The sequence below is a fragment of the Lutibacter sp. genome (genome assembly GCF_016342705.1).
GTDB lineage: Bacteria > Bacteroidota > Bacteroidia > Flavobacteriales > Flavobacteriaceae > Lutibacter.
On record NZ_JAEINV010000018.1, the window covers coordinates 48791 to 67348 of the forward strand.

The following is an 18558-nucleotide window of genomic DNA, read 5'->3' on the forward strand; positions in this document are numbered from 1 at the left end:
TAGTAATGCAACCAGAATTTACTCCTAAATTATTTTCATTAATAAAACAGGGAATTTCAAAAAAAACAATTTCAACAGATATTGTAGCCGGTATTATTGTTGGTATTGTAGCGCTTCCACTCTCAATAGCATTTGCAATTGCTTCAGGTGTTTCACCAGAAAAAGGAATAATAACTGCCATTATTGCAGGTATTTTAATTTCTGCATTTGGAGGAAGTAGAGTTCAAATTGGCGGTCCAACAGGTGCTTTTATTGTAATAGTTTACGGTATTGTTCAAAAATTTGGTATTGATGGGTTAACCATAGCAACTTTTATGGCGGGAGTTATTATTATTGGAATGGGAATTTTAAAACTCGGAAATTTATTAAAATTTATACCTTATTCATTGGTTGTTGGTTTTACCAGTGGAATTGCAATTATTATTTTTTCCTCTCAATTAAATGCTTTTTTTGGCCTTGGTATTGAAAAAGTTCCGGCAGATTTTATTGATAAGTGGATTGTTTACTTCAATAATTTTAGCAAAATTAACTGGTATTCCTTTTTAATAGCAATTGGAACTGTTTTAATCATTTTAATCTTTCAAAAAATAAGTAAAAAAATTCCAGGTTCTATAATTGCAATTTTAATAGCTACAATTTCAGTTGTTTATTTTAAATTACCTGTAGAAACTATTGAAAGTAATTTTGGAAATATTTCAGGAAGCTTTTCTGCTCCATCACTTCCAAATTTTAATTACGAAACTATAAAATCATTAATTCAACCTGCATTTGCAATTGCCATTTTAGGAAGTATAGAATCATTACTTTCTGCAGTTGTTTCAGATTCTATGATTGGAGGAAAACATAGATCAAATATTGAGTTAATTGCACAAGGTTTTGCAAATATTGTATCGTCATTATTTGGTGGAATTCCTGCAACTGGCGCCATAGCAAGAACCGCAACAAATGTAAAAAATGGAGGAAGAACTCCAATTGCTGGAATAATTCACGGATTAGTTTTATTAGCTATCATGCTATTATTTGCTCCATACGCAAAACTAATTCCTTTATCTTGTTTAGCTGGAATTTTAGTAATTGTTGCCTATCATATGAGTGAATGGCGACAATTTATTTCTATTTTAAAAGGGCACAGAATGGATATCATTATTTTGCTAACAACCTTCTTTTTAACTGTTGTTTTTGATTTAATTATTGCCATTGAAATAGGAATTATCCTATCAAGTTTTATGTTTATGAAAAGAATGAGCGAATCTGTTCATATTCAAAATATTACTTCTGAAAACAAATTAAAAGAACAACTTTTTGAGCAGGAAATACATGATTTACCTAAAGGAGTTCAACTGTTTGAAATTAATGGACCATTATTTTTTGGAGCTGCGCGTCAATTTCAAGAAACTTTAACCAGTTTTAATAACGATTGTAAAGTGGTAATTCTCAGAATGCGCTACATTCCAATGATTGACGCAACTGGGTTTCAAAGTTTAAAAGAGATTATTAAAACTTTTAATAACAGTGGAATTTTAATCATTTTATCTGGAATTAGCCCAGAATTAAGAAGTGGTTTTAGAAAAAATGGTATTTATGAAATAATTGACAGAAAATACATTGTTAGTAATATTACTATGGCTGTTTCTAGAGCTAAAACTTATTTAGAAACCTAATTTCCAAAAGCGGTTAACACCAATTTTCTAGCACCACCAAAATCTCGATGCTCGCACAAATAAATTCCTTGCCAAATTCCTATATTCAATTTTCCATTTGAAATTGGAATATGCAATGAATTACCTAAAATAGAAGCTTTAATATGAGCAGGCATATCATCTGGTCCTTCATACGTATGAATATAATAGGGCATATTTTCAGGAACTATTTTATTAAAATGACTTTCAAAATCGGTTCTTACACTGGCATCAGCATTTTCATTAATTGTTAAACTTGCTGAAGTATGTTTAATAAAAACCTGTAATTGACCAATAGTTATTTCCTTTAATTCTGGAAAGGCAGCAATAATTTCATTTGTAATTAAATGAAAACCTCTTTTTTTAGGTGAAATTTGTATTTCCTTTTGATAAAATTTCATGGGATTTAAATTAATTTACTTTGCCAACAATTTCATCAGCGATTGATAAACAGGCAGTTGCAGCCGGCGAAGGTGCATTTAACACATGAATATTATTATTGTGATGTATAATTTTAAAATCATCTACCATATTTCCATCAAAATCTATGGCTTGTGCTCTTACACCAGATCTTGCGGTTTGCACTTCATTAACAGTAATAGATGGCATCATTTTTTGAAGTTCTTTCACAAACAATCGTTTAGAAAAAGCCCTTTTATATTCATCAATTCCTTTACGCCAATGTTTGCCAAATAATTTCCAGGTTCCTTTAAACGTAAGTGCTTCAAAAGTATCTTTAAAACTAAAACTTGTTCTGTTATAACCTTCGCGTTTAAAAGTAAAAACGGCGTTTGGACCACATTCTATACTTCCATCCACCATTCTGGTAAAATGAACTCCGAGAAAAGGAAATTTTGGATCTGGTACTGGATATACTAAGTTTTTAATTTTATGAGCTGCTGCTGGTTTTAACTCAAAATAATCGCCTCTAAAACCAACAATATGAATGTCTAGTTTTGCATTGTCTTTTTCTGCAATTCTATCGGACTGTAAACCTGCGCAAAAAATAACTTTAGCAGCTTCAAAAGTTTCTGAATTTGTTTCTAAAATGGTTTTATCTTTTAAAGAAGATATCTTTTTAACTTCACAAGAACTAATTAATCCACTTTCAGAATTTATCGTATTAATTTGTTGTACAAAAGCTTTACAAACACCCACGTAATCTATAATTCCTGCGGTTGGAACCCAAATGGCTTTTAAACCAACAATAAAAGGTTCTTTTTCTATAATTTCTTCTGAAGATAAATATTGAATTCCTTCCGTTCCGTTTTCAATTCCTCGGTTAAAAATACCTTCTAAAATTGGTAATTCTTCATTTTTAGTAGCTACAATTATTTTCCCACAAACATCAACTTTTACATTATTTTCAACAGCAAAATTCACCAACTGCTTCCCTCCTTTTTTTGAATTTAATGCTTTATAGGAACCTGGTTTATAGTAAATTCCGGAATGAATTACACCTGAATTTCTACCTGTTTGATGCATTCCTACTTCAGACTCTTTTTCTAAAACAGCAATAGATTTATTTGGGAATTTTAATTGCAATTTATAGGCGGTTGCCAACCCAACAATTCCGCCTCCAACAATAATAAAATCAAATTTATTGGACATATTTTGTTTTTCCAACAAAGGTCAGCAAAACAAAAGAAATTAAAAAGAAAATAGCTAAAAACAATACACTCCATTGCATTGAACCTGTAAGGGAAACTAACAATCCAAAAACTAGCATCCCAAACACTATGGCTATTTTTTCAGTAACATCATAAAAGCTAAAATAAGTTGCGTGGTCTTTTGTTTCAGGTAATAATTTTGAATATGTAGAACGTGAAAGTGACTGAATTGCGCCCATTACTAATCCAATAAGAGCTCCTATTCCATAAAAATAATAATGAACATCCTCATTAGATTTATCCAACATAAAAGCTGTAGCACACACTATTGCCCAAATAAAAACAGTGATTTTTAATGATGAAATATTTCCAATTCTATTAGACAATCGAGAAAATAAAAATGCCCCAGCAATTCCAACTATTTGTACAATTAAAATTACTGCAATTAAATCTAACGTAGGTAAACCAAGCTCTTTACTGCCAAAAATTCCAGCCATTAAAATAATTGTTTGAACACCAACACTGTACATGAAAAATGCAGATAAAAAGAATTTTAATTCAAGGTGATTTTTTAATTCTAAAGCCACTATCTTTAATTCGTGTAAACCTTTCCAAATAAAATCTTTTTCAGGTTTTCTGTTATAAATATTATTTGGTAATTTACTATATGTAATTTGCGCAAAACCAAACCACCAAACACCAACAATTAAAAAGGTAATTCTTGATGCAACTCCAGCGTCAGGAATTCCAAATAGTGCTGGTTTATTTATCATAACCAAACTAAAAAGCAATAAAATAATAGAACCAATATAGCCGAAAATAAATCCCTTTGCGCTAACTTTATCTTGCTGTTCTGGATGTGCAACTTCGGGTAAATATGCATTGTAAAAAACAATACTTCCCCAAAAACCAATACTGGCTAATATTGTAAAAACAATTCCTATCCAAAGTGTTTCTTCACCTTTAAAAAAATACAAACTCATTACAGATAAAGAGCCTAATAAACAAAAAGCCTTTAAAAATTTTAATTTATTACCCGTATAATCTGCAATACCTGATAAAATTGGAGAAATAAAAGCCACAATAAGAAATGAAAAAGCTAATGTATAATCATACAATGTTGTTGGATTCCATTGTGTTCCTAAAAAATTAATTTTCCCTTCAATATTTGAGAAAGATTCTGTTAAACTACTATAATAAATTGGAAAAACTGCTGTACTAATAACTAATGAATATACCGAATTTGCCCAATCATAAAAGGCCCATGCGTTTATTAACTTCTTATCTCCTTTTTTTAACATATTCTAAAAAATAAAAAACCGTTCTAATTTATTTTAGAACGGTTTACAATATACTATAATTATTTTTTAATGCTATTAACTTTTTGTAGGTGCAACATTATATTTTTTTGCCAATTCAATAGCTGTTGGTAAATATGCTTTTAAATCTTGAATTCTAGTTTCATTGGATGGATGTGTACTCATAAACTCTGGTGGCGCACTAGACGCATCTGCACGCTGACTCATTCTAATCCAAACATTTATAGCTTCTTCTGGTTTATAACCAGCCATAATCATAAACACCATTCCTAATTTATCAGCTTCTGTTTCATGACTTCTACTAAATGGTAAAGCTATTCCATATTGAGCTCCTAAACCAAAAGCTGTATTCCAAATTTGTTGTGTTTTTGGGTCTTTATTAGCAGTTCCAAGCGCAACTGCTGTGCCACCTAATTGTAATAAAGTACCTGTAGACATTCTTTCTTGCCCATGTTTTGCAAAAGCATGCGCAACTTCGTGCCCCATAACCGCAGCAATTCCATCTGTATTTGCACACATTGGTAAAATACCTGTATAAAAAACCACCTTTCCTCCTGGCATACACCAAGCGTTAATAGTTGGATCATCAATTAAATTAAATTCCCAACGGTAACTATCTGCTTCTGCCACCATTCCATTTGCCCTCATAAATTTATCAACAGCTTTTGAAATGTTTAAACCAACTGTTTGTATTTCAGCGGTCTGTTTTTTGTCTGTAGAAATTTTGTTCTCTTTCAAAAATCCTTCATATTGAGCAAAACTTGCCGGCAATACTTCTGCATCAGTCACAAAATTAATCCTTTTTCTTCCAGTAATGGGCACTGTACTACAACTCACAATAAATAAAAACACAAGTGACAGTGAAATAAATTTTTTCATTTTTCAGTTTTTTTAATTTCTAGTTAATCTTTAAAAATACAAATTCTATATTTACAAACAAAATTAAACAATTAAATGAATAAAATTGAATCTGATAAAAGTAAGCCTTCAAATAATGTTCCAAAAATTCCAAAATCTATTTTATATACAGGAAAAATATTGCAATTTTTTTCTATTACGCTTGCTACCAAATTTGCCGTAAAATTATTTAGAACTCCCATTAGATACAAAACTCCTGAGCGTGAAAAAATGATGGCAAAAAGTGCTCAAAAGGAACTTATTAAAATTCCTGAACTAAATAAAGAAGTGATGGTATATAGCTATGGATATTCTAAAAGAAAAGTGCTTTTGGTTCACGGATGGTCTGGTAGAGGAACTCAATTATATAAAATTGCCGATAAATTATTAGAAAATGGATTTATGACTATAAGTTTTGATGCGCCTGCCCACGGAAAATCTTCTGGCAAAACTACTATGATGACAGAATTTATTGCAACATCAAAATATTTGGAAGAAAAATATGGTCCTTTTGAAATTGCAATCGGACATTCTTTAGGTGGAATGTCAGTTTTAAATAGTGTAAAACGATTTTTAAAAGTTAAAAAAGCAATTATAATTGGTTCTGGTGATATTATTACTGATATAATGATTGGTTTTATTTCAAAATTAGAACTAAGTAGAAAGCTAGTTGATAAAATGAAATACTTTTTTCAGAAAAAATTTGGTGAAGACATTGATAATTATTCTGGGAGTGTTGCTGCACTCCAAGTTAAAATACCAACTTTAGTGATTCACGATACCGCAGATAAAGAGGTGCCTGTTGAATGTGCATATAATATTCGAAAAAATTTAGATTTTGGTGAAATATTAATTACCAATGGTTTAGGTCATACTCGAATTTTAAAGGATAATTTTGTTATAGAGCGAATTATAGATTTTATTCATAAAACCAATTAAAATAGTAAGTAATTTTAACTATTTACGTCTATTACAGAAATTTGTATTTATGAAGAAATTATATTTTATAGTATTTTTGATGTCATTATTATATTTTCAAGGAAATTCTCAAGTTAAAAATAACAAAACAATGGTTAAAAAAGTTACTAAAACTGAAGCTGAGTGGAAAAAAGAATTATCGCCACAACAATATTTTGTATTAAGACAAAAAGGAACTGATGCACCAAGTGAAAGTGGTTTAACTTCTCATTTTGAAAAAGGAACTTACCATTGTGCAGCATGTAATTTACAGCTATTTAAGTCTAACAGTAAATTTGAATCGCATTGTGGTTGGCCTTCTTTTGATGATGCCATAAAAGGCACTGTTGAATTTGTTTTGGATAAATCGCATGGAATGATTAGAACTGAAATTATTTGTGCTTCTTGTGGTGGTCATTTAGGACATGTTTTTAATGATGGTCCAAAAGAAACAACAGGACAACGCTATTGTGTGAATACTTCATCTATAAAATTTGTAAAAGCAACAAAATAATTTTTGTAATTTGGTATTTTAAAATAATCATAAATGACTAAAGCAAATCCAACAGCAACACTTTTAATTGATGATTATATTGAAAGTTTACCTACTTTTTCGAAAGAAATTTGTGAAACTATTCGATTCTTAATTCATAAAACTGAACAACAAATAATTGAAGATTGGAAGTGGAATAGGCCAATATTTATTAACCATAAAATGGTTTGTGGGTTTTCAGCACATAAAAATCACGTATCGCTTACTTTTTTTAATGGGGCAAATATGAGTGACCAATATCAATTATTTACAGGTGATTGTAGTGCTCAGCATACAAGAAATATTAAATTTGAAACTTCTTCAGAAATAAATAAAAAACAGCTACTAGATTATTTTAAGGAAGCCTTTTTGTTAGAAAATACCGTTAAACAAACAAAAACTAGTAAAAAAGTAGAAATTCCAGAATTACTTAAAAATGCTTTAGAAAAAAATAAATTAGCTAAAACTAATTTTGAAAATATGGCGTATACTTATAGAAAGGAATATGCACTTTATATTTTAGAAGCTAAAAGAGAAGCTACCAAACTGAGTAGACTTGAAAAAGTTATTTTTAATCTTGAAAAAAATATTAAAATGCACGAACAGTATAAATGTTAAAAAAGGTTGTTCTACAAAATTTGAATTTGCAAAAACACCCTTTTACTCAAAAATAAATTATTTTTTTATTTCTCTTCAACCAAAACAGGTTCTGGAATTACAATTTTATCGCTATACATTTGCCATAATTTAAAACCTCCCGCTAAGTTAAGAATAGTATCAATTTTATTTTGTTTCAATATTAATTCGGCTAAATAACCACGTAATCCTTTTTGGCAAAAAATAATAATTGGTTTATTCAATGTTTTTATAGCATCAATATTATTTCTAATTTCATCTAAAGGAAAATTTACAGCATTTGGAATGGTACCTTTTTCAAATTCAGCAACCGTTCTTACATCAATTAAGGTATAGTGACTTGTATTTTCATCTGTTAAAAAATCATCTAATTCCTCAACAGAAACCTGTACACTTCTATTATTTAATATATTCTCAGCTACAAAACTTGAAACAACAACTGGATCTTTTGCCGGTGAATATGGTGGTGCATATGCTAAATCTAATTGTGCCAAATCAGCAATTTTTAATTTCGCATAAATTGCAGTACTTAAAACATCTACTCTTTTATCAACTCCAACTTCACCAAATAATTCTGCTCCTAAAATTTGGTCAGTTTCGGCATGGTAATAAATTTCAGAAATTAAATCCTTTTGATCTGGATAATAACTTGGAGTTGAACCTGCAATAGTTAACACTGTTTTAAATGGAATTTCCAACTGGTTTAATGCTCTTGGATTTAAACCTGTACGTGCTAATGTATAATCAAATACTTTTACAATGGCCGTTTTATAAGCTCCTTTAAAATTGATATTTCCACCAACTGCATTTGCTCCTGCCGCTCTTCCCGCTTTGTTTGAATGCGTTCCTAATGGAAAATAATCGTACTCATTTGTTTGTAAATTTTTAATAGCCACATTATCTCCAGCTGCATACACATCTTTTATAGATGTTTCCATATGCTCATTTACTTTTAAAGCACCGTTTCCAATATGTTCTGCACCGTTTTCAATTAATAAATTGGTATTTGGCTTAATTCCAACACTTAAAATTACAAAATCAGTATTTATTGTTCTACCATCTTTTAATTTTACGGTAGAAATTTTCCAGTTTTCATCTAATTCAAATTCAGAAACTAAACCTGAAGTAATAACTTCTATACCTTTTTCTTTTAAAATTGTTTCTGCAAAATTTCCAAATTTTTGCTGCCACATATTTAAAATTTGGCTGTCACCTTCAATTAAAGTAACATTTTTACCTGCTTCTTTTAAATTTTCAGCAACTTCAACCCCAATAAGTCCAGCTCCAATAACTGTAACATGCTTTGAAGTAGCTGCTAAACCTTCAGTAGTAATTTTATCAAAATCAATCATACTTCTACAAGTAGACCAATTTGTTGCTTTTTCAATATTTTTGATAGGAGGAACAATTGATTTAGCTCCTGTTGCAAAAACTAATTTATCGTAACTATATTCACCTTTTGGAGAATAAACAATTTTATTTTGGGTATCAATTTTTACAATTTCCTCGTTTAATCTAACATCAATATTAAACCTATTTTGTAATAATTCTGGCTTTACAACAATTAAATTACTTCTATCTTCAATAACACCTGAAAACGCATATGGCATTCCGCAAGTGGCATAACTTATATGTGCGCCTTTTTCAAAGAGGATAATTTCTGCATTTTCATCTTCTCTTCTTGCTTTTGCTGCTGCTGATGGCCCTGCAGATAAACCACCAATTATAACTATTTTCGCCATTTCTTTATTTTTAAAATCTGAGCAAATTTCACATGTTTTTTTAAACAAGAGGGTAATAATTATCACTAAAACGTTATTGTAATAAAGAGCACATATTTTTATTTTTAAATTACAATTTCAATTCACATTTCCATAAAACAATTACGCAGTTTTTATTATATTTGTGAACTCTAAAAACGAAGCGAGAAACTATGTTTAATAATTTAAGTGATAAATTAGATAAGGCCTTTCATGTATTAAAAGGTCACGGAAAAATTACAGAAGTAAATGTTGCTGAAACTCTAAAAGAAGTTAGAAGAGCTTTATTAGATGCCGATGTTAACTTTAAAATAGCCAAAAATTTTACTACAACTGTTAAGGAAAAAGCTATTGGTCAGGACGTACTAACTACACTAAACCCTGGGCAATTAATGGTTAAACTTGTAAAAGATGAGTTAACTACTTTAATGGGTGGTGAAACCGTAGGTATAAATTTATCTGGTGCACCAACAGTAATTTTAATGTCTGGTTTACAAGGTTCTGGTAAAACTACTTTTTCTGGAAAATTAGCCAATTATTTAAAAACTAAAAAAACAAAACAAGTTTTACTAGTTGGTTGTGACGTATATCGTCCTGCGGCTATTAATCAGTTGAGAGTTGTTGGGGAGCAAGTTGGGGTTGAAGTTTATGCTGAAGAAGGAAATAAAAATCCGGTTGAAATTTCATTAAACGCCATAAAACACGCAAAAGCAACAGGTAAAAATGTTGTTATTATAGATACTGCTGGTCGTTTAGCTGTTGATGAAGAAATGATGAATGAAATTTCTAATATTCACAAAGCCGTAAATCCACAAGAAACATTGTTTGTTGTAGATTCTATGACAGGGCAAGACGCTGTTAATACAGCAAAAGCTTTTAATGATATTTTAAATTTTGATGGAGTAATTCTAACAAAATTAGATGGTGATACACGCGGTGGAGCAGCATTATCAATAAAATCTGTTGTAAATAAACCTATTAAATTTATTGGTACTGGTGAAAAAATGGAGGCTATTGATGTTTTCCATCCAGACCGTATGGCTGATAGAATTTTGGGAATGGGTGACGTTGTTTCGTTAGTAGAACGCGCACAAGAACAATATGATGAAGAAGAAGCTCGTAAAATTCAAAAGAAAATTGCAAAAGATCAATTTGGTTTTGATGATTTCTTGAAACAAATTCAACAAATCAAAAAAATGGGTAACATGAAAGATTTGATGGGAATGATTCCTGGAGCTGGAAAAATGATGAAAGATGTAGATATTGATGATGACGCATTTAAAGGAATTGAAGCTATCATACATTCTATGACTCCTGGGGAAAGAACAGAACCAAGAACTATTGATGCAAGCAGAAAGAAAAGAATAGCAAAAGGATCTGGAACTACAATTCAAGATGTAAATCAACTGTTAAAGCAATTTACTCAAATGAGTAAAATGATGAAAATGATGCAAGGTGGCGGTGGAAGGCAAATGATGCAGATGATGAAAGGAATGGGAAGATAATATTAATAAGGTAAACAGTTTTGTTTGCCTTTTTTTATAAAAAATACATAAAATGATTTTACTAGACGGAAAAAAAACATCCGCAGATTTAAAAGTTGAAATAGCTGCATCTGTAAAACAATTAAAAGAACAAGGTAAAAAAACGCCACATTTAGCTGCAATCTTGGTTGGAACAGATGGTGCTAGTATGACCTATGTAAATGCAAAAGTGAAAGCTTGTGAATTAGTTGGATTTAATTCTACATTAATAGATTTACCTGAAGAAACTTCTGAAACAAAGCTATTACAAGAAATTGAAAAATTAAATACAAACACAGATATAGATGGTTTTATAGTTCAATTACCATTACCGAAGCATATTGATGAACAAAAAGTTTTAATGGCAATAAGCCCAGATAAAGATGTTGATGGTTTTCATCCAACAAATGTTGGCAGGATGACATTAGATTTACCTTCTTTTTTACCAGCAACTCCTTATGGAATATTAGAATTATTAGAACGTTACAAAGTAGAAACTTCAGGAAAACATGTAGTTGTAATTGGAAGAAGTCATATTGTTGGGCGACCAATGAGTATTTTAATGAGTCAGAAACGTCCTGCTGGCGATGCTACAGTTACCGTTGCTCATAGCCGAACAAAAAACTTAAAAGAATTAACTTTACAAGCTGATATTATTGTAGCAGCATTAGGAATTCCTGAATTTTTAACTGGTGGTATGGTGAAAGATGGCGTTGTAATAATTGATGTTGGAATTACAAGAATTGAAGACACTAGTAAAAAAGCTGGTTATCGTTTAGCTGGTGATGTTCATTTTGAAAGTGTGAGTCCAAAATCTTCATTTATTACGCCAGTTCCAGGGGGAGTTGGACCAATGACTATTGCTATGCTTATGAAAAATACATTGTTGGCGTGTGAAAGAAAAGCTTAAAATTTAAACAAGGTTCCCTAAAAAACTTTTAGAATCGTCATTCTAAATTTAATTCAGAATCTCAACATACTGTTTTCAATCCAAATGAGAATCTGAAACAAGTTCAGGTTGACGAAATTAGACTTTTTATGTAACCTTTTTTTATGCTTCTCTATGTACTAAATCCATTGAAAATGCAGGTAAACAAACCGCTAAATATTCACATTCTTTATTAAAAGGGTTAGAATATTGCACACGAGCTCCTTTTTCAATTTTAATAGATTCTCCTGCTTTTAAAACAACTATTTCTCCATTAATATTAAATTGCTTTTTACCTTTAATTATGTATGTATATTCTTCAAATTCAGGAGTTTGAAAAGGCTCACTCCAATTTGGTGGAGCAATCATATGAGCAATACTTAATTCAGACTTTATACTTGCATTTCCAAAATGCTCTTCTATTAATTTTCCATCATTAGTTGGTACAACAAATGGTTTTTTTTGAATTGTATATTTTTTCATTTTAAATAATTATTTCTTCAAATTTATTGATAAAATTATGTTTTGTGAAATATAAATCTTAAAATAAAATTAACTTATCAGTTTAAAATCGTAAATTAGAGAAGGAATTCAACTGAATTTTTTACTCATATTTAAATACTCTAATTATGAAATTAACATTTTTAGGTGGAGCTGGAACAGTAACTGGATCAAAAATAGTATTAGAAGCCAATTATACTAAAATTATGATTGACTGTGGTTTGTTTCAAGGATTAAAAGATTTAAGAGAAAAAAACTGGGAAAAACTGCCAATAAATTTAGCTGAATTAGATTTTGTAATTCTAACCCACGCACATTTAGACCATTGCGGTTATTTACCTGTTTTGGTAAAAGAAGGTTTTAAAGGAAAAATTTATTGTACAAAACCAACCAAAGATTTAACAAAAATTATTTTATTAGATAGTGGTAAAATTCAAGAAGAAGATGCCAGAAGAGCCAATGAATATAATTATTCTAATCATAGCCCTGCAAAACCACTTTATACAGTTGATGATGCTAAAATAGCCGTTAGTAAAATTGAAACTATTGACTTTGACAATTGGTTTATTGTTAACGATTCCATTAAATTTAAATTTTTAAATAGCGGACATATTTTAGGAAGTGCAATTGCTATTGTAGAAATTGATGGAAAAACTGTTGTTTTTTCTGGAGATCTTGGTAGAAAAAAACCAATTCTTTTAGAACAGTATGAATATATTGAACAAGCAGATTATTTAGTTGTTGAGTCTACCTACGGAAATAGAATTCACGAAACAATGTCTATTGAAGATGAATTACTTGAATACATAACTAGAACATTTCTAAAAAAAGGAATTTTAGTGATACCATCATTTTCTGTTGAAAGAGCTCAGGAAATAATTTACTTATTAAGTAAATTAAAAAAACAAAAACTACTTCCAAACATTCCTATTTATTTGGATAGCCCAATGGGTGTTAATGCTACCGAAATTTATTTTAAGCATAAAAACAACCATAAACTAACCGATGAAGACATAAATGACATGTTATCTACAGTTCATTTGATAAGTGAGATAGAAGAATCTAAAGCAATAGTAAATGATACAAACCCAAAAATTGTAATTGCTGGAAGCGGCATGATTACTGGAGGAAGAGTACTTCATTATTTAGATAAACTAATTTCTGACAGTAAAAACAGTGTGCTCATTGTTGGTTTTCAAGCCGAAGGAACTAGAGGAAGATCCCTGCTAGCTGGAGATAAAGAAGTGAAGTTTTTTGGAGAATATCATCCAATTAAAGCAGATATCTTTAAAATAAATGCGTTTTCTGGTCATGCAGATCAAACCGAATTGTTAGATTGGCTTTCTCACTTTAAAAAACCACCAATTTTAACTTTTATAAATCACGGAGAACCACATCAAAGTCAAGCTTTTAGAACAAAAATAAAAACTGTTTTAAACTGGAATTGTACGGTTGCAAAGTTAAATAATGAATATTATATAGATTAAAATTAATCCAAACTAATTAAACCAAATAGTAAAATATTTAACCTTAGCATTATCTGGTATTTGTTCAACAGAAATTTCTTCTCTACTAAAACCATTTAATCCTAAATCTTTTTTATCAATAGATATTGTTGCATTTAATTCATCAATAAATAAGGTTGCAGAAGTTAAGGTAGATTCTACTTTATTAATTAAATAATGTTCGTTAATTTCTTTAAAGGTAGACTTTAATGATATTCCCTTTTCTGTTTTATAGTTTGAATTAAATATCTGTATACTTTTTATTGTAGAAGTTTCATCATTTAATTTTTCAGGTGAAATTTCTAATAATTTATCTCCATTTTTGGAGTATATTATGTATTCATCATCTTCATTTGAAAATAAATTTTCTCGACTATTTGCAACAGAATCAAATAATTTTGATACAATTGAATCATTTTTAAAAATTACTGATAAATCTTTAATTTGGGTTTCTTTAGTTATAACACCAACTTTCCCCTTTTCAATTGTAAAATTATTCTTTTTTGAACACTGAATACTTATTAAAGACACAAGAATAACTATAACTAAGAGCTTTTTATTAACTAACATTGATTGACTATATTTTTTAATTTCTTCTTTAAACGTATTTTTACACTAAATATTTAATAAAAATTTAAATTAAATTACACGTTTTAAAATTCCTAAAATTCCGCGAATAAAAGTAGCACTAGTTACAACTTTTAAAATAGGATTCATTCGTGTACTTCTGCTTCTTGTAGAAGTTGATGTAGATTTATTTGCCTCTTTTTTTCTTTCCTCTACTTCTTCTTTCTCATTTATTTTTTCAATTTTTTCAGTTAAAATTTCAAACGCACTTTCTCTATCAATAATCTCATTATATTTATAATATAAACGAGAATTTTTAATCAGATCGTTTAATTCTTTATCTGTTAGAATATCCATTCTACTCATTGGAGCTCTTAACATTGTACAAGCCAATGGCGTTGGAATCCCTTTTTCATTTAATGCTGAAACAAAAGCTTCTCCAATTCCCATTTTAGTCAAAACTTCATCAACATCATAATATTCAGAACTTGGATAATTTTCGGCAGCAAGCTTTATGGCTTTTCTATCTTTCGCAGTAAAAGCTCGCAATGCATGTTGCACTTTTAAACCTAATTGGCCTAATACATCATCTGGTACATCATTCGGGTTTTGAGTTACAAAAAATAATCCAATTCCTTTAGAACGAATTAGTTTAACAATACTTTCAATTTGAGATAATAAAGCTTTTGAAGCTTCTTTAAAAATAAGATGAGCTTCATCTATAAAAATAACTAACTCAGGTTTTCCACTATCTCCTTGTTCTGGAAAAGTTGCATAAATTTCCGCTAATAATTGCAACATGAATGTTGAAAACAGTTGTGGTCTATCTTGTATATCCGTTAATCTTAAAACAGAAATAATTCCTTTTCCTTCATCATCTTTCCTTACTAAATCTTGAACTTCAAATGAGCGTTCGCCAAAAAATAAATCGCCACCTTGTTGATCTAATTCAACAATTTTTCTTAAAATAGCTCCTGTACTAGCTGTAGAAATTAATCCATATTCACTCTGAATTTCTTCTTTGCCTTCTTCTGTAGCAAATTGTAATACTTTTCTGAAATCTTTTAAATCTAAAAGTGGTAATTTATTATCATCACAATACTTAAAAATAATAGAAACTATTCCACTTTGAGCTTCTGATAAATCTAAAATTCTAGATAATAAAACAGGTCCAAATTCAGAAACTGTAGCTCTTAATCTAACACCATCTTGTTCTGAAATTGTTAAAACTTCAACCGGGAATTTTTTTGCTTCAAAAGGCAAACCAATTGCAGCATGACGCTCATCAATTTTAGGATGCCCTACACTTGGTTGTGCTAAACCACTTAAATCTCCTTTAATATCCATTAACAGCGTAGGAATACCTTTTTCAGATAAATTTTCGGCCATAACTTGCAACGTTTTTGTTTTACCAGTTCCCGTTGCTCCTGCAATTAATCCGTGTCTATTCAATGTTTTTAATGGCACTTTAATAAATGCATCCTTAATAGTTTCACCATCTAACATTCCAGATCCTAAAACTATAAAATCACCTTTAGTTTGGTAACCATCATTTATTTGAGTAAAAAAAGCTTCCTTCCTATTCATTTGTAAATATTTTTGTTAAAAATAACATATAAATATCAAAATAAAAATTTCAACACATATTAAGTTGTAATTATTTATTATTGGGAGTTATATGTATATTTGCAGCATGATAAAAAACGAAATTCAACAACTTATAGATAAGGGAGAAATGCTTCCTTTAATGGAAGAATTTTATACCATCCAAGGAGAAGGGTTTTACACAGGTAAAGCTGCTTATTTTATAAGAATTGGCGGATGTGATGTTGGTTGTCATTGGTGTGATGTTAAAGAAAGTTGGAATGCTAAATTACACCCTCCTACAAGTACAGATATTATTGTAAAAAACGCAACCAAATTAGCTAATACAGTCGTTGTTACTGGTGGTGAACCTTTAATGTGGAGTTTAGAATACATTACAAAATCCTTACAAAATAATAATGTAAAAACTCATATTGAAACTTCCGGAGCGTATCCTTTAAGTGGATTTTGGGATTGGATTTGTTTATCTCCAAAAAAAACAAAATTACCTTTAGAACCAATCTATCTGAAAGCTCATGAGCTTAAAATGATAATTTATAATAAAAACGATTTTAAGTTTGCTGAAGAACAAGCTTCAAAAGTTGGTGAAAACTGTGAATTATTCTTACAACCCGAATGGAGTAATCGCGAAAAAATGACTCCTCTTATTGTTGATTATGTTATGAAAAATCCTAAATGGAAAATTTCATTACAAACTCACAAGTATTTAAATATCCCTTAAATCAAGTTTAGATTTAACAATACCATAAATAAGATCAAATTGTTCGGTTAATGTTAAATCAGAGTTGTCAATTTCAATTGCATCATCTGCTTTTACAAGTGGAGAATCTAATCTAGTCGAATCAACACGATCTCTATATTTAACATTTTTTAAAATTTCTTTATACGTAACTTTATCACCTTTTTTAATCAATTCATCAAACCTTCTTTTTGCTCTTTTATCAGCTGATGCATTCACGAAAAATTTTAATTCAGCATTTGGAAAAACCACGGTACCAATATCTCTTCCATCCATTACAACACCTTTATTTTTGCCCATTTCTTGTTGTTCTTCAACTAATCTTCTTCTAACTTCAGAAACTTCAGCTATTTTACTTACAAAATTTGATACTTCTAGAGTTCTTATTTTGTGTTCAACATTTACATTATTTAAAAATATTTCTGCAAAACCTAATGATTCATTAAAATGAAAGCTTAAGTTTATGTCGTTTAAATTATTTATCAGTTTATCTTTAAAAAAATAACCTTCATTAATAAATTCATGTTGCATGGCATAAAGCGTAACAGCCCTATACATTGCACCAGAATCTACATATACATAATGTAATTTAGCAGCCAATTCTTTAGCTATTGTACTTTTTCCTGTTGACGAAAATCCGTCTATCGCAATCGTTATTCTACTCAAAATTTTAATTTAAATTTACTAATAAACTAAATGTACTTGAATTTGCAGCTGGATGATACTTAGAAAATGCATAATTAAATTTTAATTTATTTAATTTAATCCCAAAACCAGCAGTAAAACCAGCAAAAGTTCTTTTATCCGTCAAAAATAATTCTTTTGATCTTCTAAAATTATAACCAAATCTTAAATTAAAACCCTTTTCCGGGAATAATTCAGCTCCCAAAGAAAAATGCCTTATCCCATTCTCTAACACTGAAATTTTCTCTTCACTTGTTTCACCGTCAATAGTAGTAGTTTCATTTGAAGGATTACTTTTAGCAATGTCCCAATTTTGAAGATTATCCAAAACAAAATGCCAAGTTATAGGAACGTTTTCCAATTTGTATGATGTCCCTAATGAAATTTCCAAAGGGAGATCTTCTCTAATTTCTTCATAAACTTTAATTTGATAACCCATATTTCTAACTACCAAAGTTACCACATAAGGTTTATGTTCATTATAATATAATAATCCAATGTCAGCACCCATTCCAAAAGATGAATAATTTTCTATAACTGAATTTATAAACTTAATATTTCCTCCTAAGTAAAAATCAGTATTCTTAAAATTATAGGAATAACCTATTGAAATTGAAAAATCGTATGCTTTAAAACTACCAGTTTCATTACCCTCCTCATCCGCACTAATAAAATCTCCATAATTTAAATAAGAAATATTTGAATGTATTGTACCAATGTTTCTATTAACCAAATACGCATATGAAGCAGAAACTAATGAAATATCAGCTAAGTAATTAATATAATTAATTGCTAACTGATTGTTCAATGTATGGCTAATAATTGAAGGATTCCAATTTGGTTGATTAATATCATCTAATAATGTTAAAGTTTTACCACCTAAAGAAGCTTGTCTAGCAGAACTCGTTAAATTCAAAAAATTATAGATACTCTCCCCTCCAACCTGAGAATAAATAGTTGAAGAAATTAAATATAAAAGTATCAAATTTTTTTTCATAATTGGAACTACAAATAAACTGATTTTTAAGGATAATTTAGCTAAAACGTCAATAAAAATTTAGGGGAAAGTTCAAAAAAAAACCTTCAACAAAAAAGTTGAAGGTTTTCAAAAGAAAG

General features: G+C 29.6%; 18 protein-coding genes. 8 read left to right on the forward strand and 10 right to left on the reverse strand.

Annotated elements, in window-relative coordinates; genetic code table 11:
- Positions 1-5: 5 nt before the first annotated feature.
- Positions 6-1661: a SulP family inorganic anion transporter gene (locus JEY78_RS14040; RefSeq protein WP_291852699.1), complete on the forward strand. Its 1656-nt coding sequence runs from the start codon at positions 6-8 to the stop codon at positions 1659-1661.
- Here the strand turns inward: JEY78_RS14040 and JEY78_RS14045 are convergent.
- The 4 genes from JEY78_RS14045 to JEY78_RS14060 form a co-directional block, all read right to left on the reverse strand.
- Positions 1658-2080: a secondary thiamine-phosphate synthase enzyme YjbQ gene (locus tag JEY78_RS14045; protein ID WP_291852701.1), complete on the reverse strand. Its 423-nt coding sequence runs from the start codon at positions 2078-2080 to the stop codon at positions 1658-1660. The genes JEY78_RS14040 and JEY78_RS14045 overlap by 4 nt on opposite strands.
- A gap of 10 nt (positions 2081-2090) precedes the next feature.
- Positions 2091-3290, reverse strand: coding sequence for an L-2-hydroxyglutarate oxidase (lhgO, locus tag JEY78_RS14050; RefSeq protein WP_291852704.1), 1200 nt, complete (start codon positions 3288-3290; stop codon positions 2091-2093).
- Positions 3280-4590 carry an MFS transporter gene (locus JEY78_RS14055; RefSeq protein ID WP_291852707.1) on the reverse strand — a complete coding sequence of 437 codons (1311 nt, stop codon included), beginning with the start codon at positions 4588-4590 and terminating at the stop codon, positions 3280-3282. The genes lhgO and JEY78_RS14055 overlap by 11 nt, the downstream gene beginning before the upstream one ends.
- Before the next feature lie 75 nt (positions 4591-4665).
- The gene (locus JEY78_RS14060) at positions 4666-5487 is read right to left on the reverse strand and encodes a M48 family metallopeptidase (RefSeq protein ID WP_291852709.1); all 822 of its coding nucleotides are present in this window, start codon (positions 5485-5487) and stop codon (positions 4666-4668) included.
- A 75-nt stretch (positions 5488-5562) separates the two neighbouring features.
- Here JEY78_RS14060 and JEY78_RS14065 point away from each other — a divergent pair, with 75 nt between their 5' ends.
- From JEY78_RS14065 to JEY78_RS14075, 3 genes are read left to right on the forward strand one after another with little or no spacing between them, the layout of a single operon-like run.
- The gene (locus tag JEY78_RS14065) at positions 5563-6444 is read left to right on the forward strand and encodes an alpha/beta hydrolase (RefSeq protein ID WP_291852712.1); all 882 of its coding nucleotides are present in this window, start codon (positions 5563-5565) and stop codon (positions 6442-6444) included.
- Positions 6445-6493: 49 nt separating this feature from the next.
- On the forward strand, positions 6494-6976 hold the full coding sequence (gene msrB / locus JEY78_RS14070) for a peptide-methionine (R)-S-oxide reductase MsrB (protein WP_291852714.1): 483 nt from the start codon (positions 6494-6496) through the stop codon (positions 6974-6976).
- A gap of 33 nt (positions 6977-7009) precedes the next feature.
- Positions 7010-7612 carry a YdeI/OmpD-associated family protein gene (locus tag JEY78_RS14075; protein WP_291852717.1) on the forward strand — a complete coding sequence of 201 codons (603 nt, stop codon included), beginning with the start codon at positions 7010-7012 and terminating at the stop codon, positions 7610-7612.
- A gap of 65 nt (positions 7613-7677) precedes the next feature.
- Here JEY78_RS14075 and JEY78_RS14080 read toward each other — a convergent pair whose 3' ends face one another.
- The gene (locus JEY78_RS14080; protein ID WP_291852719.1) at positions 7678-9372 is read right to left on the reverse strand and encodes an FAD-dependent oxidoreductase; all 1695 of its coding nucleotides are present in this window, start codon (positions 9370-9372) and stop codon (positions 7678-7680) included.
- Between the two features lie 191 nt (positions 9373-9563).
- On the opposite strand from JEY78_RS14080, the gene ffh reads away from it, so the two are divergent.
- Together ffh and JEY78_RS14090 are read left to right on the forward strand one after the other, a co-directional pair.
- The gene (ffh, locus tag JEY78_RS14085) at positions 9564-10895 is read left to right on the forward strand and encodes a signal recognition particle protein (RefSeq protein ID WP_291852721.1); all 1332 of its coding nucleotides are present in this window, start codon (positions 9564-9566) and stop codon (positions 10893-10895) included.
- A 52-nt stretch (positions 10896-10947) separates the two neighbouring features.
- Positions 10948-11823, forward strand: a complete 876-nt coding sequence (locus JEY78_RS14090; RefSeq protein WP_291852723.1) for a bifunctional 5,10-methylenetetrahydrofolate dehydrogenase/5,10-methenyltetrahydrofolate cyclohydrolase — start codon at positions 10948-10950, stop codon at positions 11821-11823.
- 141 nt (positions 11824-11964) lie between these two features.
- Here the strand turns inward: JEY78_RS14090 and JEY78_RS14095 are convergent, their stop codons facing one another.
- Complete coding sequence (locus JEY78_RS14095; protein ID WP_291852725.1) at positions 11965-12324, reverse strand: cupin domain-containing protein; 360 nt, start codon at positions 12322-12324, stop codon at positions 11965-11967.
- A gap of 146 nt (positions 12325-12470) precedes the next feature.
- Here JEY78_RS14095 and JEY78_RS14100 point away from each other — a divergent pair, with 146 nt between their 5' ends.
- A complete protein-coding gene (locus JEY78_RS14100; protein ID WP_291852727.1) occupies positions 12471-13829 on the forward strand; it encodes an MBL fold metallo-hydrolase in 1359 nt (452 codons plus the stop codon).
- A gap of 12 nt (positions 13830-13841) precedes the next feature.
- Here the strand turns inward: JEY78_RS14100 and JEY78_RS14105 are convergent, their stop codons facing one another.
- Positions 13842-14417 carry a hypothetical protein gene (locus tag JEY78_RS14105; protein WP_291852729.1) on the reverse strand — a complete coding sequence of 192 codons (576 nt, stop codon included), beginning with the start codon at positions 14415-14417 and terminating at the stop codon, positions 13842-13844.
- A gap of 69 nt (positions 14418-14486) precedes the next feature.
- Entirely contained in the window at positions 14487-16001 is a 1515-nt protein-coding gene (locus JEY78_RS14110; RefSeq protein ID WP_291852731.1) for a helicase HerA-like domain-containing protein, read from the reverse strand.
- A 106-nt stretch (positions 16002-16107) separates the two neighbouring features.
- Between JEY78_RS14110 and JEY78_RS14115 the strand changes: the two genes are divergently transcribed.
- Positions 16108-16740: a 7-carboxy-7-deazaguanine synthase QueE gene (locus JEY78_RS14115; RefSeq protein WP_291852733.1), complete on the forward strand. Its 633-nt coding sequence runs from the start codon at positions 16108-16110 to the stop codon at positions 16738-16740.
- Here the strand turns inward: JEY78_RS14115 and cmk are convergent.
- Positions 16726-17424: a (d)CMP kinase gene (cmk, locus tag JEY78_RS14120; protein WP_291852735.1), complete on the reverse strand. Its 699-nt coding sequence runs from the start codon at positions 17422-17424 to the stop codon at positions 16726-16728. The genes JEY78_RS14115 and cmk overlap by 15 nt on opposite strands.
- 4 nt (positions 17425-17428) lie before the next feature.
- Positions 17429-18439 (reverse strand): type IX secretion system protein PorQ, encoded by a 1011-nt coding sequence (porQ, locus tag JEY78_RS14125; protein ID WP_291852738.1) that lies wholly within the window; start codon positions 18437-18439, stop codon positions 17429-17431.
- Positions 18440-18558: the final 119 nt, after the last annotated feature.